This window comes from Vibrio sp. 2-1-2a, from assembly GCF_032648565.1.
In the GTDB taxonomy this organism is placed as follows: Bacteria; Pseudomonadota; Gammaproteobacteria; order Enterobacterales; family Vibrionaceae; genus Vibrio; species Vibrio diabolicus.
Window position 1 is genome coordinate 108364 of sequence record NZ_WBOH01000007.1, and the last position, 16640, is coordinate 125003.

The window sequence follows — 16640 nt, forward strand, 5'->3', positions numbered from 1 at the left end:
ATTTTTCAATAGGTCGTTGCTCTATAATCTACAGGTTTTATCTCGATACACAGTGCTGTGCTTCAGGCTCTGTCATCGATTGCAGCTTGTATGAAATCAATAGGTAAAAAGAATGTTTACAGGAATAGTTCAGGGTACGGCGAAGGTCGTTAAAATTGATAAAAAAGAACGCTTTCAAACGCACGTTGTCGAGTTAAGCGATGAGCTTTGTAAAGGATTAGAAATAGGGGCATCTGTCGCTCACAATGGCTGCTGCCTGACCGTGACCAATATTAATGACAACCTTATCAGCTTTGATTTAATGCAAGCGACATTGGCTCTCACCAACTTAGGCGAGCTAGTTGAAGGTGACAGCGTAAACATTGAGCGAGCTGCCAAGTTTGGTGATGAAATTGGCGGACACAGCATGTCTGGCCATATTAGTTTGATGGCTGACATTGTCGAGATCATCGATACGCCTAATAACCGCACGATTTGGTTCCAACTGCCGCAAGAATCAATGAAATATGTATTAGCGAAAGGTTATATCGGCTTGGATGGTTGTTCTTTGACGATTGGTGAGGTTGAAGCGTGTCGTTTTTCAGTACACCTAATTCCAGAAACCTTGCAACGAACACTCTTTGGAGTAAGACAAGTAGGGGACCGCGTTAATATTGAGTTTGACCCTCAGACTCAAGCCATAGTTGATACTGTTGAGCGAGTTCTCACAGCAAAACAGCTTTAGAATGATAAAAAGGAGCCAAGCGCTCCTTTTTAATTCAAGTGACTTTGTGTTTCCAACGCTTACACGCTCGAGTTGTTATTCGTAATTGTCATCGATAAACAGTTCGACTTTATCTTGCAGCTCATCTACTCGCATATTTAAGTGAATGGCATGGCAACAAGCTGGGCAATCATCATAAAACTCTTGGTCACCATTACTTGCATCTAGTGTAATGCCGATTGAATGTCCACAATGGGGGCATTTGACATGCCTTTCGGTATAATTTTTCATACAACAACTCCTAATATCGCAGGGCTTTTAAACACTCTATTCTTTAAGGAAGTACAGCCCTTCACTTACTTTGCCTACAAGGAAAATAGGCACAATCCAAAGTTAAGTCTCCTTTGATATTAGGTGGAGTTGTTGCTAATTGAGTCGAAATAAGTATAAAACTTGACCCCAAACTCAACCTTGAGCTTAGGGTCATTTTCTGTAGTGATGTGCCTCGAGCTTTTACATCTTGAAATATGCAGTGGCTTCCAAATTAATAAGAAATAATTTTATTAATAACTTGTTGAGCTTGCTCCAAGTAATGGCCGCCAAATAAATTGCAATGGTTGAGAACATGGTAAAGGTTATAGATATCTTTACGCTCTTGATAACCAGCAGAAAGTGGCATAACAGATTCATAACCTTGATAAAATTCCGGCTGAAATCCACCAAACAGCTCAGTCATCGCAATATCACACTCCCTGTCACCCCAGTAGCAGGCGGGGTCGTAACAGATAGGGCCACATGCTGTGAGAGCCGCATTCCCATTCCATAAATCGCCATGCAGCAAGGAAGGCTCTGGAGCATGGTTTGCTAGCAGTTGTTTTACGACATCTATAAAGTCGTCGATATCAACTAAAGTGACGCCTTTTTCTTTAAGAAGTTGTAATTGCCATCCTATGCGTTGTTCAGCAAAGAAGACACACCACTTCTTGTGCCACTTATTGGGTTGTAGAGTGGATCCGAGATAGTTATCCGTATCAAAACCAAATTCCTTTTGCTCGCCCCATTGATGAAGGTGAGCTAATTGCTGTCCTAATTTAAAGCTGTTTGGGCCATCTTCTAATGGCTTTGTTGGAAGGTAGTTAAGAATTAGGAATGAGGCGTTTTTGGTTTTACCAACCAATACAACCTCTGGAACAAATAGGGTAGATGTCTCGCGCAAAAGATGCAGACTTTCTGCCTCAACTTCAAACTTAGACAAAAACTCGCGATCGTTAATTTTCACGAAATAGCGCTGTTCGCCGTCATTGATCATGTAGCTTTCACTGATATCCCCACCAGACAGTCTTACTTTTTCCGTGATCTGGTACTCGAATAATAAAGTATCAGAAAGCTGTTGCGATATTGCTTGCCACATACAAAACCTCGCGAATCTATTTGACCACCAACAGTTTAGGATAAAAAGCAAGGTGTTGGCGCTACGTTGAGCATACTTCGTAAAGAAACCTTCCTCTCAGTGTAGTCAATTTGTATAAATGTGAATCAAATCGCTTATAAGCCTCTGATTTGTCGGCATAGCATATGGAGATGAGCGTATACAACAGGTATTATTATTTTTTTGACGTTAGTTCCATTGGTGGCATGAAAATACTGATATGTGATGACTCAGCGGTTGCAAGAAAGCTCATTGCGCGCTCCATCGTACAAGATACATCATTGCACCTGATCGAAGCTCAAGATGGGTATGAGGCGCTAAATATTCTTGCGGAGCAAAATATCGATATTTTGTTTCTCGATTTAACGATGCCGATCATGGACGGTTTTGAAGTCCTCGAGTCATTACCTGTTAGTCACTACCAGACTAAAATCGTCATTATTTCTGGAGATGTTCAACAAGAGGCAAAACAGCGCTGCATAGAGCTAGGTGCTCAAGCTTTTATCGCTAAGCCTCTGACAGAAGAGCAGGTGATACCGCTCTATGAACAATTGGGGCTGCACTATGCGTTCAAGCCTAGCCATTCGATTGATCCTAAAAGCCAGATTTGCGAGGAGTTCTCCTCATTAGCCAAATTCCGCGAGATTGCAAACATTGCCCTTGGTAAAGGGGCTGCGATTATGGCAGACCACTTACACGAGTTCATCCAACTTCCTGTTCCACATGTTGGTCCGTTATCCTACGGCGAACTTCATATGACGCTTGTTGACGTTGTTGGGCGTGATGGCTCCGTCGCGGTTGCGCAGAGGTTTGTTGGTGGCGGTATTCATGGTGAAGCTCTGGTGTGTTTACGTGGTAGAGACATCAATCAAATTGGCGAGAAGTTAGGCTACCTGCTTGAGTTTACACCTCATAATGAAATCATTTTGAATATCTCGAACTTACTGGTTTCGTCATTTCTCACATCGTTAGGGGATCAGCTCGACAAGCAATTCTCACTTCGTCAGCCAGGCATTGTGGATACGTTAACGCCTTACTGTGAAGAGCAGGGTGAATTAGGTGAGCTGTTTACTATCGAATACACCTACATGGCAGAAGCGCTTGATTTTGAGTGTGAGGTACTGTTTTTAATTGATAAACCATCCGTAGAAATTATTTATGAAATCATGGAGCTAATCTAATGTCCGATATTACGCTGGACATAGCAGACTTTCATTGGGTCACACAAATTCTCGATACGATGGATTCAGGGCTTATCGTGTTGGATCAAGAGTATAAGGTCTGTGTGTGGAACAGTTTTATGCAGTCATACAGTGGCGTTCTGTCACAAGAAATCCTTGGCCAATGTTTATTTGATCATTTTGAAGAGCTGCCAAAAACTTGGCTAGAAACCAAGATAAAAACCGCCGCCGATCTGGAAACTCGTTCCTTCTCTAGCTGGGAAAACCGACCGTACCTTTTTAAATTCAACAATTTTTCTCCGGTTTCAAACAGCAGTGATTTCATGTATCAAGACATCGTAATCACCCCGTTAATCGGGCTCTCAGGAGAGGTCAGCCACATTGCTATTCAAGTGAATGATGTCTCTGAAACGGCAAGAAATCGCATTCATTTGAAAGAAACAAATCAACATTTGTCTGAAATCAGTCGCAAAGATGGTTTAACAGGTTTATTTAATCGTGCTTATTGGGAGCAATCGTTGAAAGAAGAGTTTGCTCACCTAAAAGTTATCGACGGACCATGCTCATTAGTAATATTTGATATCGACCACTTTAAAAAAGTGAATGATACCTATGGTCACCCGACGGGAGATGAAGTCATTCGTCGTACTTCCTCGTTATTAAGAAAGACAGCAAGAAGCAGTGATGTGTGCGGTCGTTTTGGCGGAGAAGAGTTTACGGTATTGCTTCCTCATACGAATCAAGAACAAGCTTGCTATTTCGCGGAGCGTTTACGTAAAAGAATTGAGCAAGAGATCGTGAAAGTGGAAGATTTTTTGATTAATTACACGATAAGTATTGGTGTCTGCGAGTATAAACCTTATTTTGAAACTCACACTCAATGGTTAAAGAGTGCCGATGCTGCGTTGTATCGTGCAAAAGAAAACGGTCGTAACCAAACTTGTTTGCATGAAAATGACTGAAATACAAAAAGGTTTGAAGAAACCCTGTATCCGAACGCAGTGAGGCAAAGCGCAATTGTTTGAAAAACATCCAGTTGGTTCGTGAATGTTTGTTAATATGAAATAAGTTAATGAAATTTTCTCGGCATGTCTTACTATTGAAACTATTCCGCTTTCAGCTTCGAAGGCTTGCAATAAACGGAGAAAAACAGTGGTTTTAGAAACCGATGGATATCTCGCTCTTATCGAGCACTTGTCGCTAAATCTAGATATTTTCACGACTGAAATTGGCGACACTGGATCCGAAAGCATCGAAGATGTCGTCACCGATATGGTGGCTTCAAACATCATGGCGATCTTTGAGCAAAACCCAGAGCTTCACTCAAGCGTACGCTTCAAATTACTAAAAGAGGCGGATGCGGTTGTTGAAGATCTTGGTGAGATATTGGCTGGTGTATGGCATAAAAAAGCGACTAATGAACAGATCACGTTCCTTGATGAATACATCGCTTTGGTTAAAAACCTATTCGATACTGCCGTTGCTACTTACGATTGATATTGTTTGATACCAGTCATCTCCAATTCTAAAAGTAAGAAGAGTTACATTGTAACTCTTCTTACTTGCCAAAACTTAGATGCCCAGTATGGGTTGTCGATTCTTGAAATGATCACACCTTTAGACGTTGACGCATGCATGAACTGCTTGTTACCCAAGTAAATCCCTACATGATAGGTCGTCCGTCTTGTCTTAAAAAACACCAAATCTCCTTGTTTGGCGTCCGTCCAATTTAATTCCACACCTTGTTTCGATTGTTGTCTCGTTGTCCTGGGTAACGATAGTTGATAAGCCTCGACAAAGGCTTTTTGCACAAATGCCGAGCAATCAATACCAGATTTTTGTGTGCCGCCTAAGCGATAAGGTGTGCCATGCCATTCTGTATAAAACTGGAACAAGTCAGGGTTATTGTCCAATAACTGATTTGTAGGTGTTGTCACTTGCACTTGCTCGCTAGGTTCAGGCCCAGAAGAGCAGGCGCTTAGTAGCACACTGATTATCAAAGGAAAATATACTCGACGCAAATCACCACCTGTCATCTCTACGACTCACAACTGAAATATTAGTGTCATAACCAATCCATAGTATGGGCTGCAAATCACGGTTTTGTCTCACAAATGTGACGGAATCACTGCAAAACCGATTCAACCTTAAGAAAGAATAAAAACTGATTATGGCAAAGCGAAAACGCTCACGCACATCACTTTCACTGATTCAGGCTGTTAGTGCAACATTTTTAACTATCATAGCTCTTGTTATAGCCCTTTCTGTCTCAAGTTTCAAAGGAATGGAACAGGTAGGAGAGCAATTTGAAGACTTGTCGCAAAAAGCGTTACCAATCGCGATGGCGAACGCAAAGTTAACCAGGAATGTATTGGAGATGGTTAAGCTACTCAACCATGGTATGCAAATTACTGAGCCAAAAGAGTTGCCTCTAATAAAAGAGCAAATCGATTCACTTGCGACTCAAAGTAAAAGTTTGGTTGGAGAAGCTTCCGGTGTTGCTGAGCAACTCTCTGAGGAGTTAGATACAAATTTAGCGCGTTTACATAACATCACGCAGTCCATTTTACTGAAACAATCTTCAGTGATAAAAATTCAAATGGATATTGATGCAGGAGTTGGTGGGTTCCGCTATGGGCTCAGCTCTATCGGCCCGGAAATGAATCGAATCAGCTCGTTTCTTAGTGCCGAAAATCCTGAATCGAGTGATGCCGCCAACCGATTTATTGCTTCAGCGAGCTCAATGGAAAGCACGTTCTTAGTAATGATGATGCATTCTGAGCTGAGCAAAGCCGAAAAAGAATACCGAGAAATGCGTAACCGTATTGCAGGTATTAATCTCGCCTATGAAGATTTCCAGTCTTTACATCCAGAAGTAAGCGAATACGCAAGCCTAACGGCACCGTACGAGATGGTGAAGCAAGGCTTTAGTGAAAAGGGCGTGCTGCGTTTGATCCTCGCCAAACTAGAACAAGGGGAACTGCAACGTTCAGAGTTTAAACAGGCTTCGATTCTTGCGGATGAAACCATGCGGTTGCTTGATCAAATATCACAAGCTGCTGGTCAGTTGATTGATGAAAAAGAGCGGGTGGTCAATGAGACCATTGAGTCGGTGAGCGTTGTGCTCGTGTTTGCGGCGTGCGTGATTTCTTTCATTATTCTGGTTACTTGGTTTAGCCTCAAGTCATGGACAAACCGAGGGTTAAGGAATGTACTAACGCGTCTTTCAGCACTTACCGAGCATGACTTTCGTTACAATGCAGATGAGGTCGGCCCTTATGAGCTGAAAGAAGTAGCACGAAAGTTGAATCAAGTGATCGATTCCACACACGATTCCATTCAAACGGTGACGCGCAATTGTGAAATGCTTTATCAGACGGCTGAAGTAAGCCACAGTGCAGCTGAACAAACGAGCGATGGGTTGACGACACAAAATGAAGCGTTGGCGAGCATGATCACGACCATTACGCAACTTGAAGCCTCCATTCGTGAAATAGCAACAGTGACAAATGCCTCGTCACAGGACTCGATGCTTGCTACCCAGCACACTGAAAAAGGCGTTCAAGTTGTAGAACAAAACCGTGAACGTTTGGAATCACTTGAAAGCTCTTTGGATATGAATGAGCAATCTATGTTAGAACTAGACCAGCGTGTTAAGCAGATTCGTGAAATGGTCGACATGATCAGTGGTATTGCTGACAACACAAACTTGCTTGCTCTCAACGCAGCAATAGAAGCCGCTCGAGCTGGTGAACAAGGGCGTGGGTTTGCAGTTGTCGCGGATGAAGTCCGCAAACTAGCAAGTGATACTTCTCAACAAACAACGAACATCCGAGCAATGATGAGTGAGCTTATTACCGCAGCAGAGCGTTCTCGCCAAGCGGTAAGTGATTCAAGAGAAGAAATGGCCCATGCGCTGCAGTCCAGCAATGAAGTGAAATCAACATTCTCGGATATCAACCTTGCGGTTAAACACATTCAAGAACGTGTTGAGCAAATCTCAGTTGCTACAGAAGAACAAGAACGTGCGACGGCGGACGTGTCTCAATCCATCAATAATATTTCCGAGCTTGGAGAGCGTACAAAGTTACAACTTGAATCCATGGTAGAGAGCTCTGAACAAGTGGCAGAAATTGCAGGGCATCAACAAGCGATGTTGCATAAATACGAGCTACATCAGTCCGCATAAGTGACATGTTTTCATCTTCTAAAAGCAGAACTTCGGTTCTGCTTTTTTGTTGCTTCTACTCATCCTCTCATTGCTATTCAAATCGCAAAAGTGAGTTATATCGCATCTTGCTCATTTCTTAAGGGCTGAGTTATCACTACGTGGTGTTAATGGTATCTCGGTGAAACAAGATGACTAGAATTTTGTCCGAATTCAAAGGAATGAATCATGCAATTATTACAAAGAGCTAGCCTTATACTGGTTAATCATCAGCAAGAACTTTTGCTTATTCAGCGTTTTCAAAACGATAGACACTATTGGGTTTTCCCCGGTGGCAGTGTTGAGGTAGGAGAGCAGCCTGTTGAAGCCGCGAAAAGAGAAGCGCTGGAAGAAACCTCATTGAAACTCAATTGGGTTGAGAAGGCTTTTGAACTCGAAAATCAAGGGCGCTTAGAAACCTATTTTCTCTCTTATGTCGGGAACTCAAAAGTGAAACTGGGGGCTGGGCCAGAGCAAATCAGAAAATCAGATGTTAATCAGTACCATTTAAAGTGGGTGCGTGTAGAGCAACTTCATGCGATTCCTTTATATCCAGAACAAGCCAAAGCTTTCTGCTTAAACAACGAGGAGTGGTTTTGTGATCGATAAAGTTTGTCCCGTCGTTCTGCGTAAGCAAAACCAAGAGCTCCTACTTTTTAAACATCCATTGGCGGGTATTCAGCTCGTCAAGGGCACTATTGAGACGTTTGATGAAAGTTACATCACGGCTGCAAAGCGGGAGCTTGCTGAAGAATCTGGGATTACGCACGTTATCTCCGCTCGGTATTTATGCTCATGGAACAGTGGCTTTCAAAATCAAGTATGGCACTTTGTTTTGTGCGAGTGTGCTGACCTAGCGGATTCATGGACGTTTCATACGCAAGACGATGGCGGACATGATTTTGTGTTCTTTTGGCACCATATAGGGAGCGATATTTCCTCACAAGCGCATACCGTTTTTCAGAACGCGCTGGAAAAAGTTCGAAAACTGATAGACCAAGGAGCGGTTTGAATGAGACTTCTGTTCTAACATTGGTGTATTTGAGCGAAATGCCAAAGCTAACACTATGCTTCTATCAGGAGAGAATAAATTTCTTTCGCACGCCTCACGTACTGTTTAAAGGCACTGTCGATCTCAAAAATGGCTATGAGATTACAAATGTTTAACTGACTTCTATATGCTTTGCGCATTCATTCAGATAAGGAAACGATAATGGATAAATTCGTCGTGTTTCTCTTATGCCTTTTTATGACAGTTGGCGGTGTGGTTCATCTTTATGACAACATTGCTAACGGTTTTTTGCCTTATGATTTTGCGCCACGCTGGTTGAATATTTATTGGAGCGCATTGGGGCTGTTAGACTTACTAGCGGTGTATCTGTTGGTGAAGCACCGTCGTTCCGGATTAGTACTTATGCTATTGATTCTGACGACCAATGTTATTTTTAGCTCGCACGCTCACTATGCATTAGAAATATTGGACAACAATGCCGCACTTCAAATGAAAACACTCTTTTTAGGTTTTTCATTCGGCGTATCTATCTGGTTATGGAACGCGCGTAAACATCGACAATCACGCCAGATATTTCGTTAACTTTCACTTTTCATCACTCAATTAAGGATAGTAAACAGGGATTCGTTATGAACGATTTTAAAGACTTGGCCAGTTTCGCTGGTTTCAGCGTACTGACAGGTTTAAGCTTTGGTACCACTTTCTTCAGTCTGGCTTTTCTATACAGCTCAATAGAAGCACAACAAGCAATGAATACTAATGCTTTGGTGTGCACGGTGCTTGGTGTGGTTGGTTTATTTGTTGGTATTACTCAATTAAACAAAAAACGTCAACTAACGGAGAGTGAATCCATTAGCTAGCATCGTAAGGATGAAGTGGTGTTTAACTGGTTGGTGTTTAGGTTTAGTCTATTCGCTTTGTTTACGCACTTCATCCACAAAAACTTTTCTTCAACTGTTGCGTCTTCTTCGGTTATAGCGAAAAGGTTGCGTTAACAGCTTGTCTAATCGTTGTTCTGCTTCATTCCTAATTTCCGGTATACCAATTACGACATCATCATGGCCAAGTTCAGGCTGAGCTCGATATGTCCCAAAAAGTCGGTCCCAAACAGAAAGGAAGAAACCGAAATTCGAGTTGGTTTCTTTTGCTATCACGGAATGATGAACGCGATGCATGTCTGGCGTCACTATGACGTTTCGCAGTTTCTGATCCGCTGATAAAGCCAGTTTTGCATTACTGTGATTAAACATCGCACTGGCATTGAGCACTATTTCGAATACCACGATAGCGATAGGAGAAACGCCTAAGATAAATACGGTGGCAATTTTGACACCCATCGAGATGATGATTTCGATGGGATGAAAACGTGCGCCAGTAGTGACATCAATGTCGAGATCGGCATGATGCATTCGGTGAATCTTCCACAGCGGTTTTACATGATGAAAGACAACATGCTGAGCGTAAATGACGAAATCAAGCAAAATGACGGTTAGGAAAATGTTTAACCAAGCGGGCAGGGAGAGCAAATTAAATAGTCCCCATTGTTGCTCCTGAGCGATAATTGCAGCTTGAAAGGCCGCGATAGGCATGACTAACGCAACAATCAAGCTATTCACAGCAACCAGTGATAAGTTATTGACCCAGCGAAACCCACGTGAAGCGGTAAGTGTTTTTCTCGGCAGTTTGTTTTCCCAAAGGGCACAAAGTAATAATACGCCGAGAAAAAAGCCTAATCTTATCCACGAGGGATCTTGAAACGTCGTTTCTGTCACTGTCATTTCCTTATTTATTACTTTATCTATGACCGAGATAAGAGTGAAATTATTTCAACAAACAGTAAGGTGCTTTGAAGGGCTTATCTTGAGGCGAAACCATAATGTCAGTAGAATCGCGCTCTACTTTTTACTTGGCATTACTTACCATGAGAATTCACGCTTTCCACCGTTTATATCAGTACCGACAATCTATCTCAACCAAGCCTTTCAACGCGCGTGGATGTAAAGTGGTTCGTTGCCAATATTGCCAGGTTTCTGAGCAACACTGTTTGTGCGATCTTCAGCCAAACATCAAGGCTAATATTGCATGTATGTTGATTGTTTCTGAAAACGAAGTATTTAAGCCAAGTAATACCGGTCGTCTAATTGCGGATACGATTCAAGAGACTTACGTGTATCAATGGAACCGAACAGAACCGTCTGAGGAGATGCTGGAGCTACTACATGATGACAACTACCAACCAGTGATTGTATTTCCTGCAGACTATGTGGATGACCCATCTCGTTTAATTGAAGATCTGGAGCCTGCGCGATTAGTAAACGAAGAGGCTCAGAACAAAAAATGGTTGCTGATCTTTATTGATGGTAGCTGGCGTGAGGCACGAAAGATATTTCGTCGTTCTGACTTTCTTAAATCTTTGCCAGTGCTTTCTATTGAGCCAGAATCTCTGTCTGAATACATTATGCGCCGCTCCGAGAATGAGCAGCATCTTTCAACCGCCGAAGTCGCGACGTTAGTTTTGAAACAAGCCGGTGAGAATAAAGCATCGGAATGCCTTCAGTTGTGGTTTGAAGCCTTTAGAGAAACCTACATGTTGACCAAGACCCGAGTCAAAAACGATCCCAACCGACCGCATTTAAAACGTTTCAAAGAGTGGGTGAAAACCGAGAGCTGACTCTAAGGAATGAACTTTTGTTGATGGCATGTTGTTCAACTGGCTGCGATGAGGGGATAAATCTGCATTCGGTCACGGTTTGCAGGCGTACAGATATGGATAATGCCACTAGTTTATACTTTTGACTCCAGCCATTTTTGGAGTCGTTTAAGCATTTTTTAGGAGAGAAATACATGTATTACGGCTTTGATGTCGGTGGCACTAAAATTGAATTTGGTGCATTTAACGAGAAGCTTGAGCGTGTAGCGACGGAACGTGTACCTACACCAACAGACAACTACGAGCTGCTGGTTGATACCATTGCGGAATTGGTTAACAAATACGATGCAGAGTTTGGCTGCGAAGGTACGATTGGTCTTGGCCTACCAGGCATGGAAGACGCAGACGATGCAACGGTATTAACGGTTAACGTTCCAGCGGCGAAAGGCAAACCACTGCGCGCGGATCTTGAAGCGAAAATCGGTCGCAGCGTAAAGATTGAAAACGATGCGAACTGTTTTGCACTATCAGAAGCATGGGACGAAGAGCTTCAAGATGAGCCTTCTGTACTTGGTTTGATCCTAGGTACTGGTTTTGGTGGCGGTTTTATCTACGATGGTAAAGTTTTCTCTGGTCGTAACCACGTAGCAGGTGAGGTGGGCCATACTCGTTTACCTATCGATGCTTGGTTCCACTTAGGCGAAAACGCACCTCTATTGGGCTGTGGTTGTGACAAAAAAGGTTGTTTAGACAGTTACCTTTCTGGCCGAGGCTTCGAACTTCTTTATGCCCATTACTACGGTGAAGAGAAGAAAGCGATCGACATCATTAAAGCGCACGCAGAAGGTGAGGCGAAAGCTGTTGAGCACGTTGAGCGTTTTATGGAGTTGCTGGCTATCTGTTTTGCAAACATCTTTACAGCGACTGACCCACATGTTGTTGTGCTGGGTGGTGGTCTTTCCAACTTCGAATTGATTTACGAAGAGATGCCAAAGCGTATTCCTAAGTACCTGCTTTCTGTCGCGAAGTGTCCGAAGATCATCAAAGCAAAACACGGTGATTCAGGTGGTGTACGTGGCGCTGCGTTCCTAAACATCAAGTAGTGACTGAAACCTTACTCGATAAAGTAAGAAAAAATTTAAAGCCCCGTTTAGACCATCAAGGTAAAACGGGGCTTTTTACTTATATATCGAAGTAACTCATATACCCAAGTAATTTCGGTATGCTCGGGTATGAGCACGAACAAAAATAGCATGTATAAAAAAACTCGCGACGAATCGCGAGTTTTTTGTTTGCAGCTAAGCTTATTTGTTCTTTTTGCCTACGCCTAGGTTTTCTTTTTGAGCTAGGGTGATTTTACTAAAGCCTAATTTTCTGAAGTAGTTATCGCGGTAGTTGCGCACCGCTTTAGTGTCAGACACTGCCTCGATTTGTTGCTCCATCTTTAGGAACTCAGTGATATCGATACCTTCTGCTTCTGCAACCGCTTCTTGAATGTTGCGGTGCTGCTGGTATGAGAACGTCAGTTCTTTGTCTTGGTCTTTGTAAGTGTAAAGAATGGTGCGAGCCATAGCTGTCTCTCTGAAAAGGTTTCTGTATTAAACAAAAAGGCCAGACTCGCTGACCTTTGAATTTCTAGTTTGGGCTAGATTCTGCCTTGAAGTGGGATAATTGTCACGCTTTCTCCCGCTTTTACTGTATCAATAGCTGGGGAGATTTCGATCAAACAGTTCGCCTCACTCATTGAGCGCAAAATGCCAGAGCCTTGCTTGCCTGTTGTACGAACGGTTAAACGGCCAGTGTCATCCAGTTCATAGATTCCTCGACTAAACTCGGTACGACCTTGTCGAGAGCGAAGATTCTCAGTCGCGATGGCGTTCACTTTCAGAGGCTTCCAGCCTTGTTCGCCTTGCATCTTACGCAGTGCAGGCTCGACAAAGTTAATGAAAGAGACCATCACGGCAACAGGGTTGCCCGGCAGACCAAAGAACGGCTTGTTGTTGATTTGACCAAACGCGAGTGGACGTCCCGGACGCATATTGATTCGCCAAAAATCGATTTGACCAAGTTTATCCAAGGCAAGTTTGATGTAATCCGCATCACCGACGGATACGCCACCAGAAGTCATAACCACGTCCGCTTGCGCCGATGCGTTTTCCAACGCTTCAATCATTAACTGTTCGTTGTCTTCCAGAATACCGAAATCCAAGATCTCGCAGCCGAGCTTTTCAAGCATGCCCATGATGGTAAAACGGTTGGAATCGTAGATAGAATTCGCTTTTTGCTCTGTTCCCGGCGCTTGTACTTCGTCACCGGTGGAGAACACGGCAACTTTCAATTTGCGGAACACATTCGCTTCACCAAAACCAAGCGAAGCGATCATGCCCATTTCTGGAGACGCTAGGCGAGTGCCAGCGGTAAAGACGTCACTGCCGATAGCGAGATCTTCACCTGCTTGACGAACGTTTTGGCCTGCTTTGATATTCGCACCGTTAAAGGTGACCTTGTCACCTCTTTGAGAGGCTTGCTCACGCATGACCACTGTGTCGCCGTTACGTGGTGTTGGTGCGCCAGTCATGATCTTCACCGCTTGACCAACTTCCAGAGGCTGATCGTAAGCATGGCCCGCCATCACTTCAGCAATCACTTGGTAGCTATCGCGGTCTACATCATCACTGCGGATGGCATAACCGTCCATCGCAGAGTTGGTGTACTGCGGCACGTTTACTGGTGAAATGATATGTTCCGCGAGAACGCGGCCATAGGCGTTTTCAATCTTGCATGCTTCTATTTCCGAAACCGTGTTCACCAAAGAAAGGATTTTTTCTTGGCCTTGAACCACAGAAAGGAAAGCCGGAGAAAGAGTGTCGCAACATGCGGCTTCTTTCTCTTTGTTTTTTGGCGCTTTCGCTTCTTGAACATACTGAATAACGAACTGAGCAATCGCTTCAAGATCATTGATGTTCATTTGTGGCAGTTCAGAATCTAACTCAGCACTGTCGGAAGCGATAGCAATGATGTTTTCATCGTTTGGATAAAGCCAAGGTTTACCCACTTCTTCACGATGCAATTCAATTTTAGGAAACGCGATGTTTTTACAGCCTTCAACTAAAACCACATCAAGCTTGTCTTCATCAAAACGTGTCAAGAGGTATTCAAACTCTGCTTCGGCCTCTGGCGTTTCTGTCATTAACGCAAAACGGTTGCGAGAAGCAATCAGCATTTGAGACGCGCCAGCTTTGCGTAAACGGTAGCTGTCTTTACCTGGTTTATCGACATCGAAGTTGTGATGAGCATGTTTTAGCATGCCAATGCGTAAACCTGCTTCAGTCAGCTTTGGCAATAGCGCTTCAAGTAGCGTGGTTTTGCCTGTGCCTGAATAAGCTGCAAAACCAAGAATAGGAATATTTAGCGTGTGTTTCATGATTCTAATTGTCCAAATTGCGCCAGTTCTTCCGGAGTGTTCAAGTTGACGAAACAGTTTGGTGAGTCGCTAAAGTCAACGTAACTGGTGTTGCACTCTTTGTAGAGCAGAATGATTTTGCGGTCGCCACGTTCTAAAAATGCGGTGAGTTTTGGCAGTACGCGCTTGTGGTAGAGCGTGAAAACAGGTTGCTGATGGTCACCATCATGAGCGACCAAAATATCGCTGTCTTCTTTGGCGGCTTGGCAGAAACGCTCGACAAGGTCGGTGTTAATTTGTGGGCTATCGCAAGGTACAAATCCAACCCAGTCAGTTTCAGCATGCATCAAACCCGCGTGAATACCGCCCATAGGTCCAGGGAAATCTTTGAATTGATCACTAAATACGAAACCAAATTTGCTGTACGCATCTTGGTTTCGGTTGGCATTAATTAAAATGCGTGGTGTTTGTGGAGATAAACGTTCAATAACGTGTTCGATGAGTGGCTTCTGATTTAATTCAATCAGACCTTTATCTTTTCCACCCATACGGCTGGCTTGGCCACCAGCCAAAATGACCCAACTAGTTTGTGTTGGTTGAAGCATATGCATTCTCTTGGGATGTTTCTTTTGGTATGACATACAACAGAGGAGACTCTATCAAAGTCTTGTCTTTAATCCACCACTGTTTTTTACATAAGTCGGTCAGTGCGTTGGTTTGATGGCTTGTCACCACAATACTGGAACCACGATCCAAAAGATCTTTCGCCATCACCACCAATCGTTCAATGGATTCTTGGTCTAAAGACGCACTTGGCTCATCCATCAATAAAATCGACGGTTTTAAGATCCAAGCCCTTGCCATGGCAACGCGCTGTTTTTCACCGCCGGACAACACGGAAATATGTTCGTCCGCTAAGGTTTCTAAACCTACCATGCGCAGCGCGTGAATAACTTGAGCTCGCTTATCTTTTTGCGTGTCTTGTTGATATTTCACTCCATAGACTACGTTTTCATATACAGTGCCGTCAAAAAGGTAAGGGGATTGATGGAGATAAATCACATCGACACGACCATTGCGACGCGTCAGTCTTTTCAGCCACGTATCTTTTGGCGCAACAACATCGCCAGTAGAGGGTTTGAGCAAGCCAGCAAGGATTTTGAGTAGGGTAGTTTTGCCCACACCATTGTCACCCTTGAGATAAATGGCATCATTTGGGCCGATGGCTAACTCAGGGATGTGGAAAAGCACACGCTCTTTAAAGCGCATGGATAACTGTTCGGCGGTGATTTTTATAGTCATAATGCGCCTCTACATGGGGTTAATGGTGAGTCGTTTGTTTGCTTCATGTTCTATGTTCTGAGGTAGCCTTTGCCTCTCATACTTGATAAGAAGAAGTTTAGTGCCAACGCTAAAGATAGTAATACAATTCCTAATGCAACTCCTTGCGCAAAAGCACCTTTGCTGCTTTCCATTGCGATAGCGGTCGGAATATTGCGCGTTACGCCCATAATGTTTCCGCCTACCATCATTGAGCAGCCCACCTCGGTCACGATACGTGAGAACCCTGCAATGATAGCTGCGAGTAGAGGAAAGCGGGTTTCCCAAATCATCGTAGCTGCCACGCGCGGAATGGAGACGCCTAGCGTGATGGCAGTTTCCACAGCGCGACGGTCGCTAGATTGCAGTGCACCATGCATCATCGATACCAAAACAGGGAAGCAGATCACCATTTGGCCGAAAATCATCGCCTTCTGAGTGAACAGCATTTGCCAGTCTCCCCAAGGGCCAGCGCGTGATAGCAACATATACAGCAACAGGCCAATCACGACGGTAGGAACCGCTTGCAGCGTATTCACGATCGACAGCAAAAACCATTTACCGCGAAAGTCGGTATACGCCAGTACAAAGGACATCAAAATAGCCGGCAATACCACTAAAGATATTGCCGTGATAGAAACACTAAAGGAGACCGCAACGATCTCCCATAGGTCTGCATCAAAATTCACCAGTAAGCGAAGCGCTTCCAGTGTTGTATCAGCAAGATTCATATTG

The 16640-nt window shown here is 43.6% G+C and carries 20 protein-coding genes; 11 read left to right on the forward strand and 9 right to left on the reverse strand.

What is annotated here, in order from left to right:
- Nucleotides 1-112 precede the first annotated feature (112 nt).
- Nucleotides 113-724 carry a riboflavin synthase subunit alpha gene (locus F7Y48_RS18675; protein WP_109168358.1) on the forward strand — a complete coding sequence of 204 codons (612 nt, stop codon included), beginning with the start codon at nucleotides 113-115 and terminating at the stop codon, nucleotides 722-724.
- A gap of 75 nt (nucleotides 725-799) precedes the next feature.
- On the opposite strand, the gene F7Y48_RS18680 is transcribed toward F7Y48_RS18675, so the two are convergent.
- Together F7Y48_RS18680 and F7Y48_RS18685 are read right to left on the reverse strand one after the other, a co-directional pair.
- Nucleotides 800-994, reverse strand: coding sequence for a CPXCG motif-containing cysteine-rich protein (locus F7Y48_RS18680; RefSeq protein ID WP_005396219.1), 195 nt, complete (start codon nucleotides 992-994; stop codon nucleotides 800-802).
- A 253-nt stretch (nucleotides 995-1247) separates the two neighbouring features.
- On the reverse strand, nucleotides 1248-2114 hold the full coding sequence (locus F7Y48_RS18685; RefSeq protein ID WP_005396217.1) for a fructosamine kinase family protein: 867 nt from the start codon (nucleotides 2112-2114) through the stop codon (nucleotides 1248-1250).
- Nucleotides 2115-2338: 224 nt separating this feature from the next.
- Between F7Y48_RS18685 and F7Y48_RS18690 the strand changes: the two genes are divergently transcribed.
- The 3 genes from F7Y48_RS18690 (at nucleotide 2339) to F7Y48_RS18700 (ending at nucleotide 4810) form a co-directional block, all read left to right on the forward strand.
- The gene (locus F7Y48_RS18690) at nucleotides 2339-3313 is read left to right on the forward strand and encodes a response regulator (RefSeq protein WP_005396215.1); all 975 of its coding nucleotides are present in this window, start codon (nucleotides 2339-2341) and stop codon (nucleotides 3311-3313) included.
- Nucleotides 3313-4275, forward strand: a complete 963-nt coding sequence (locus F7Y48_RS18695) for a GGDEF domain-containing protein (protein WP_005396213.1) — start codon at nucleotides 3313-3315, stop codon at nucleotides 4273-4275. The genes F7Y48_RS18690 and F7Y48_RS18695 overlap by 1 nt, the downstream gene beginning before the upstream one ends.
- Nucleotides 4276-4465: 190 nt before the next feature.
- Entirely contained in the window at nucleotides 4466-4810 is a 345-nt protein-coding gene (locus F7Y48_RS18700; RefSeq protein WP_005396212.1) for a DUF3802 family protein, read from the forward strand.
- A 44-nt stretch (nucleotides 4811-4854) separates the two neighbouring features.
- On the opposite strand, the gene F7Y48_RS18705 is transcribed toward F7Y48_RS18700, so the two are convergent.
- On the reverse strand, nucleotides 4855-5349 hold the full coding sequence (locus F7Y48_RS18705; protein WP_005396208.1) for an NlpC/P60 family protein: 495 nt from the start codon (nucleotides 5347-5349) through the stop codon (nucleotides 4855-4857).
- A 134-nt stretch (nucleotides 5350-5483) separates the two neighbouring features.
- Here F7Y48_RS18705 and F7Y48_RS18710 point away from each other — a divergent pair, with 134 nt between their 5' ends.
- The 5 genes from F7Y48_RS18710 to F7Y48_RS18730 all read left to right on the forward strand — a co-directional run bounded on the left by F7Y48_RS18710 (nucleotide 5484) and on the right by F7Y48_RS18730 (nucleotide 9392).
- Nucleotides 5484-7502: a methyl-accepting chemotaxis protein gene (locus tag F7Y48_RS18710; protein WP_316685241.1), complete on the forward strand. Its 2019-nt coding sequence runs from the start codon at nucleotides 5484-5486 to the stop codon at nucleotides 7500-7502.
- A gap of 207 nt (nucleotides 7503-7709) precedes the next feature.
- On the forward strand, nucleotides 7710-8129 hold the full coding sequence (locus F7Y48_RS18715; protein WP_069524617.1) for an NUDIX domain-containing protein: 420 nt from the start codon (nucleotides 7710-7712) through the stop codon (nucleotides 8127-8129).
- Nucleotides 8119-8532, forward strand: coding sequence for an NUDIX hydrolase (locus tag F7Y48_RS18720; RefSeq protein ID WP_258507340.1), 414 nt, complete (start codon nucleotides 8119-8121; stop codon nucleotides 8530-8532). Before F7Y48_RS18715 ends, F7Y48_RS18720 begins: the two co-directional genes overlap by 11 nt.
- Before the next feature lie 201 nt (nucleotides 8533-8733).
- Complete coding sequence (locus F7Y48_RS18725) at nucleotides 8734-9114, forward strand: hypothetical protein (RefSeq protein ID WP_054867073.1); 381 nt, start codon at nucleotides 8734-8736, stop codon at nucleotides 9112-9114.
- 47 nt (nucleotides 9115-9161) lie between these two features.
- Nucleotides 9162-9392, forward strand: a complete 231-nt coding sequence (locus F7Y48_RS18730) for a hypothetical protein (protein ID WP_005396201.1) — start codon at nucleotides 9162-9164, stop codon at nucleotides 9390-9392.
- A 90-nt stretch (nucleotides 9393-9482) separates the two neighbouring features.
- On the opposite strand, the gene F7Y48_RS18735 is transcribed toward F7Y48_RS18730, so the two are convergent.
- Entirely contained in the window at nucleotides 9483-10304 is an 822-nt protein-coding gene (locus tag F7Y48_RS18735) for a sterol desaturase family protein (RefSeq protein ID WP_167426585.1), read from the reverse strand.
- Between the two features lie 149 nt (nucleotides 10305-10453).
- Between F7Y48_RS18735 and F7Y48_RS18740 the strand changes: the two genes are divergently transcribed.
- Nucleotides 10454-11203: a tRNA-uridine aminocarboxypropyltransferase gene (locus tag F7Y48_RS18740; protein ID WP_258507402.1), complete on the forward strand. Its 750-nt coding sequence runs from the start codon at nucleotides 10454-10456 to the stop codon at nucleotides 11201-11203.
- A 173-nt stretch (nucleotides 11204-11376) separates the two neighbouring features.
- On the forward strand, nucleotides 11377-12285 hold the full coding sequence (nagK, locus tag F7Y48_RS18745) for an N-acetylglucosamine kinase (protein WP_005495063.1): 909 nt from the start codon (nucleotides 11377-11379) through the stop codon (nucleotides 12283-12285).
- A gap of 201 nt (nucleotides 12286-12486) precedes the next feature.
- On the opposite strand, the gene F7Y48_RS18750 is transcribed toward nagK, so the two are convergent.
- The 5 genes from F7Y48_RS18750 to F7Y48_RS18770 all read right to left on the reverse strand — a co-directional run bounded on the left by F7Y48_RS18750 (nucleotide 12487) and on the right by F7Y48_RS18770 (nucleotide 16636).
- Complete coding sequence (locus tag F7Y48_RS18750; RefSeq protein ID WP_005377584.1) at nucleotides 12487-12753, reverse strand: DUF2960 domain-containing protein; 267 nt, start codon at nucleotides 12751-12753, stop codon at nucleotides 12487-12489.
- 74 nt (nucleotides 12754-12827) lie between these two features.
- On the reverse strand, nucleotides 12828-14606 hold the full coding sequence (locus F7Y48_RS18755) for a bifunctional molybdopterin-guanine dinucleotide biosynthesis adaptor protein MobB/molybdopterin molybdotransferase MoeA (RefSeq protein ID WP_316685242.1): 1779 nt from the start codon (nucleotides 14604-14606) through the stop codon (nucleotides 12828-12830).
- Nucleotides 14603-15190 carry a molybdenum cofactor guanylyltransferase MobA gene (mobA, locus tag F7Y48_RS18760; protein WP_025534433.1) on the reverse strand — a complete coding sequence of 196 codons (588 nt, stop codon included), beginning with the start codon at nucleotides 15188-15190 and terminating at the stop codon, nucleotides 14603-14605. Before mobA ends, F7Y48_RS18755 begins: the two co-directional genes overlap by 4 nt.
- Nucleotides 15168-15887, reverse strand: coding sequence for an energy-coupling factor ABC transporter ATP-binding protein (locus F7Y48_RS18765; protein ID WP_029815075.1), 720 nt, complete (start codon nucleotides 15885-15887; stop codon nucleotides 15168-15170). Before F7Y48_RS18765 ends, mobA begins: the two co-directional genes overlap by 23 nt.
- A gap of 50 nt (nucleotides 15888-15937) precedes the next feature.
- The gene (locus tag F7Y48_RS18770; RefSeq protein WP_005396188.1) at nucleotides 15938-16636 is read right to left on the reverse strand and encodes an ABC transporter permease; all 699 of its coding nucleotides are present in this window, start codon (nucleotides 16634-16636) and stop codon (nucleotides 15938-15940) included.
- Between the last annotated feature and the right edge of the window lie 4 nt (nucleotides 16637-16640).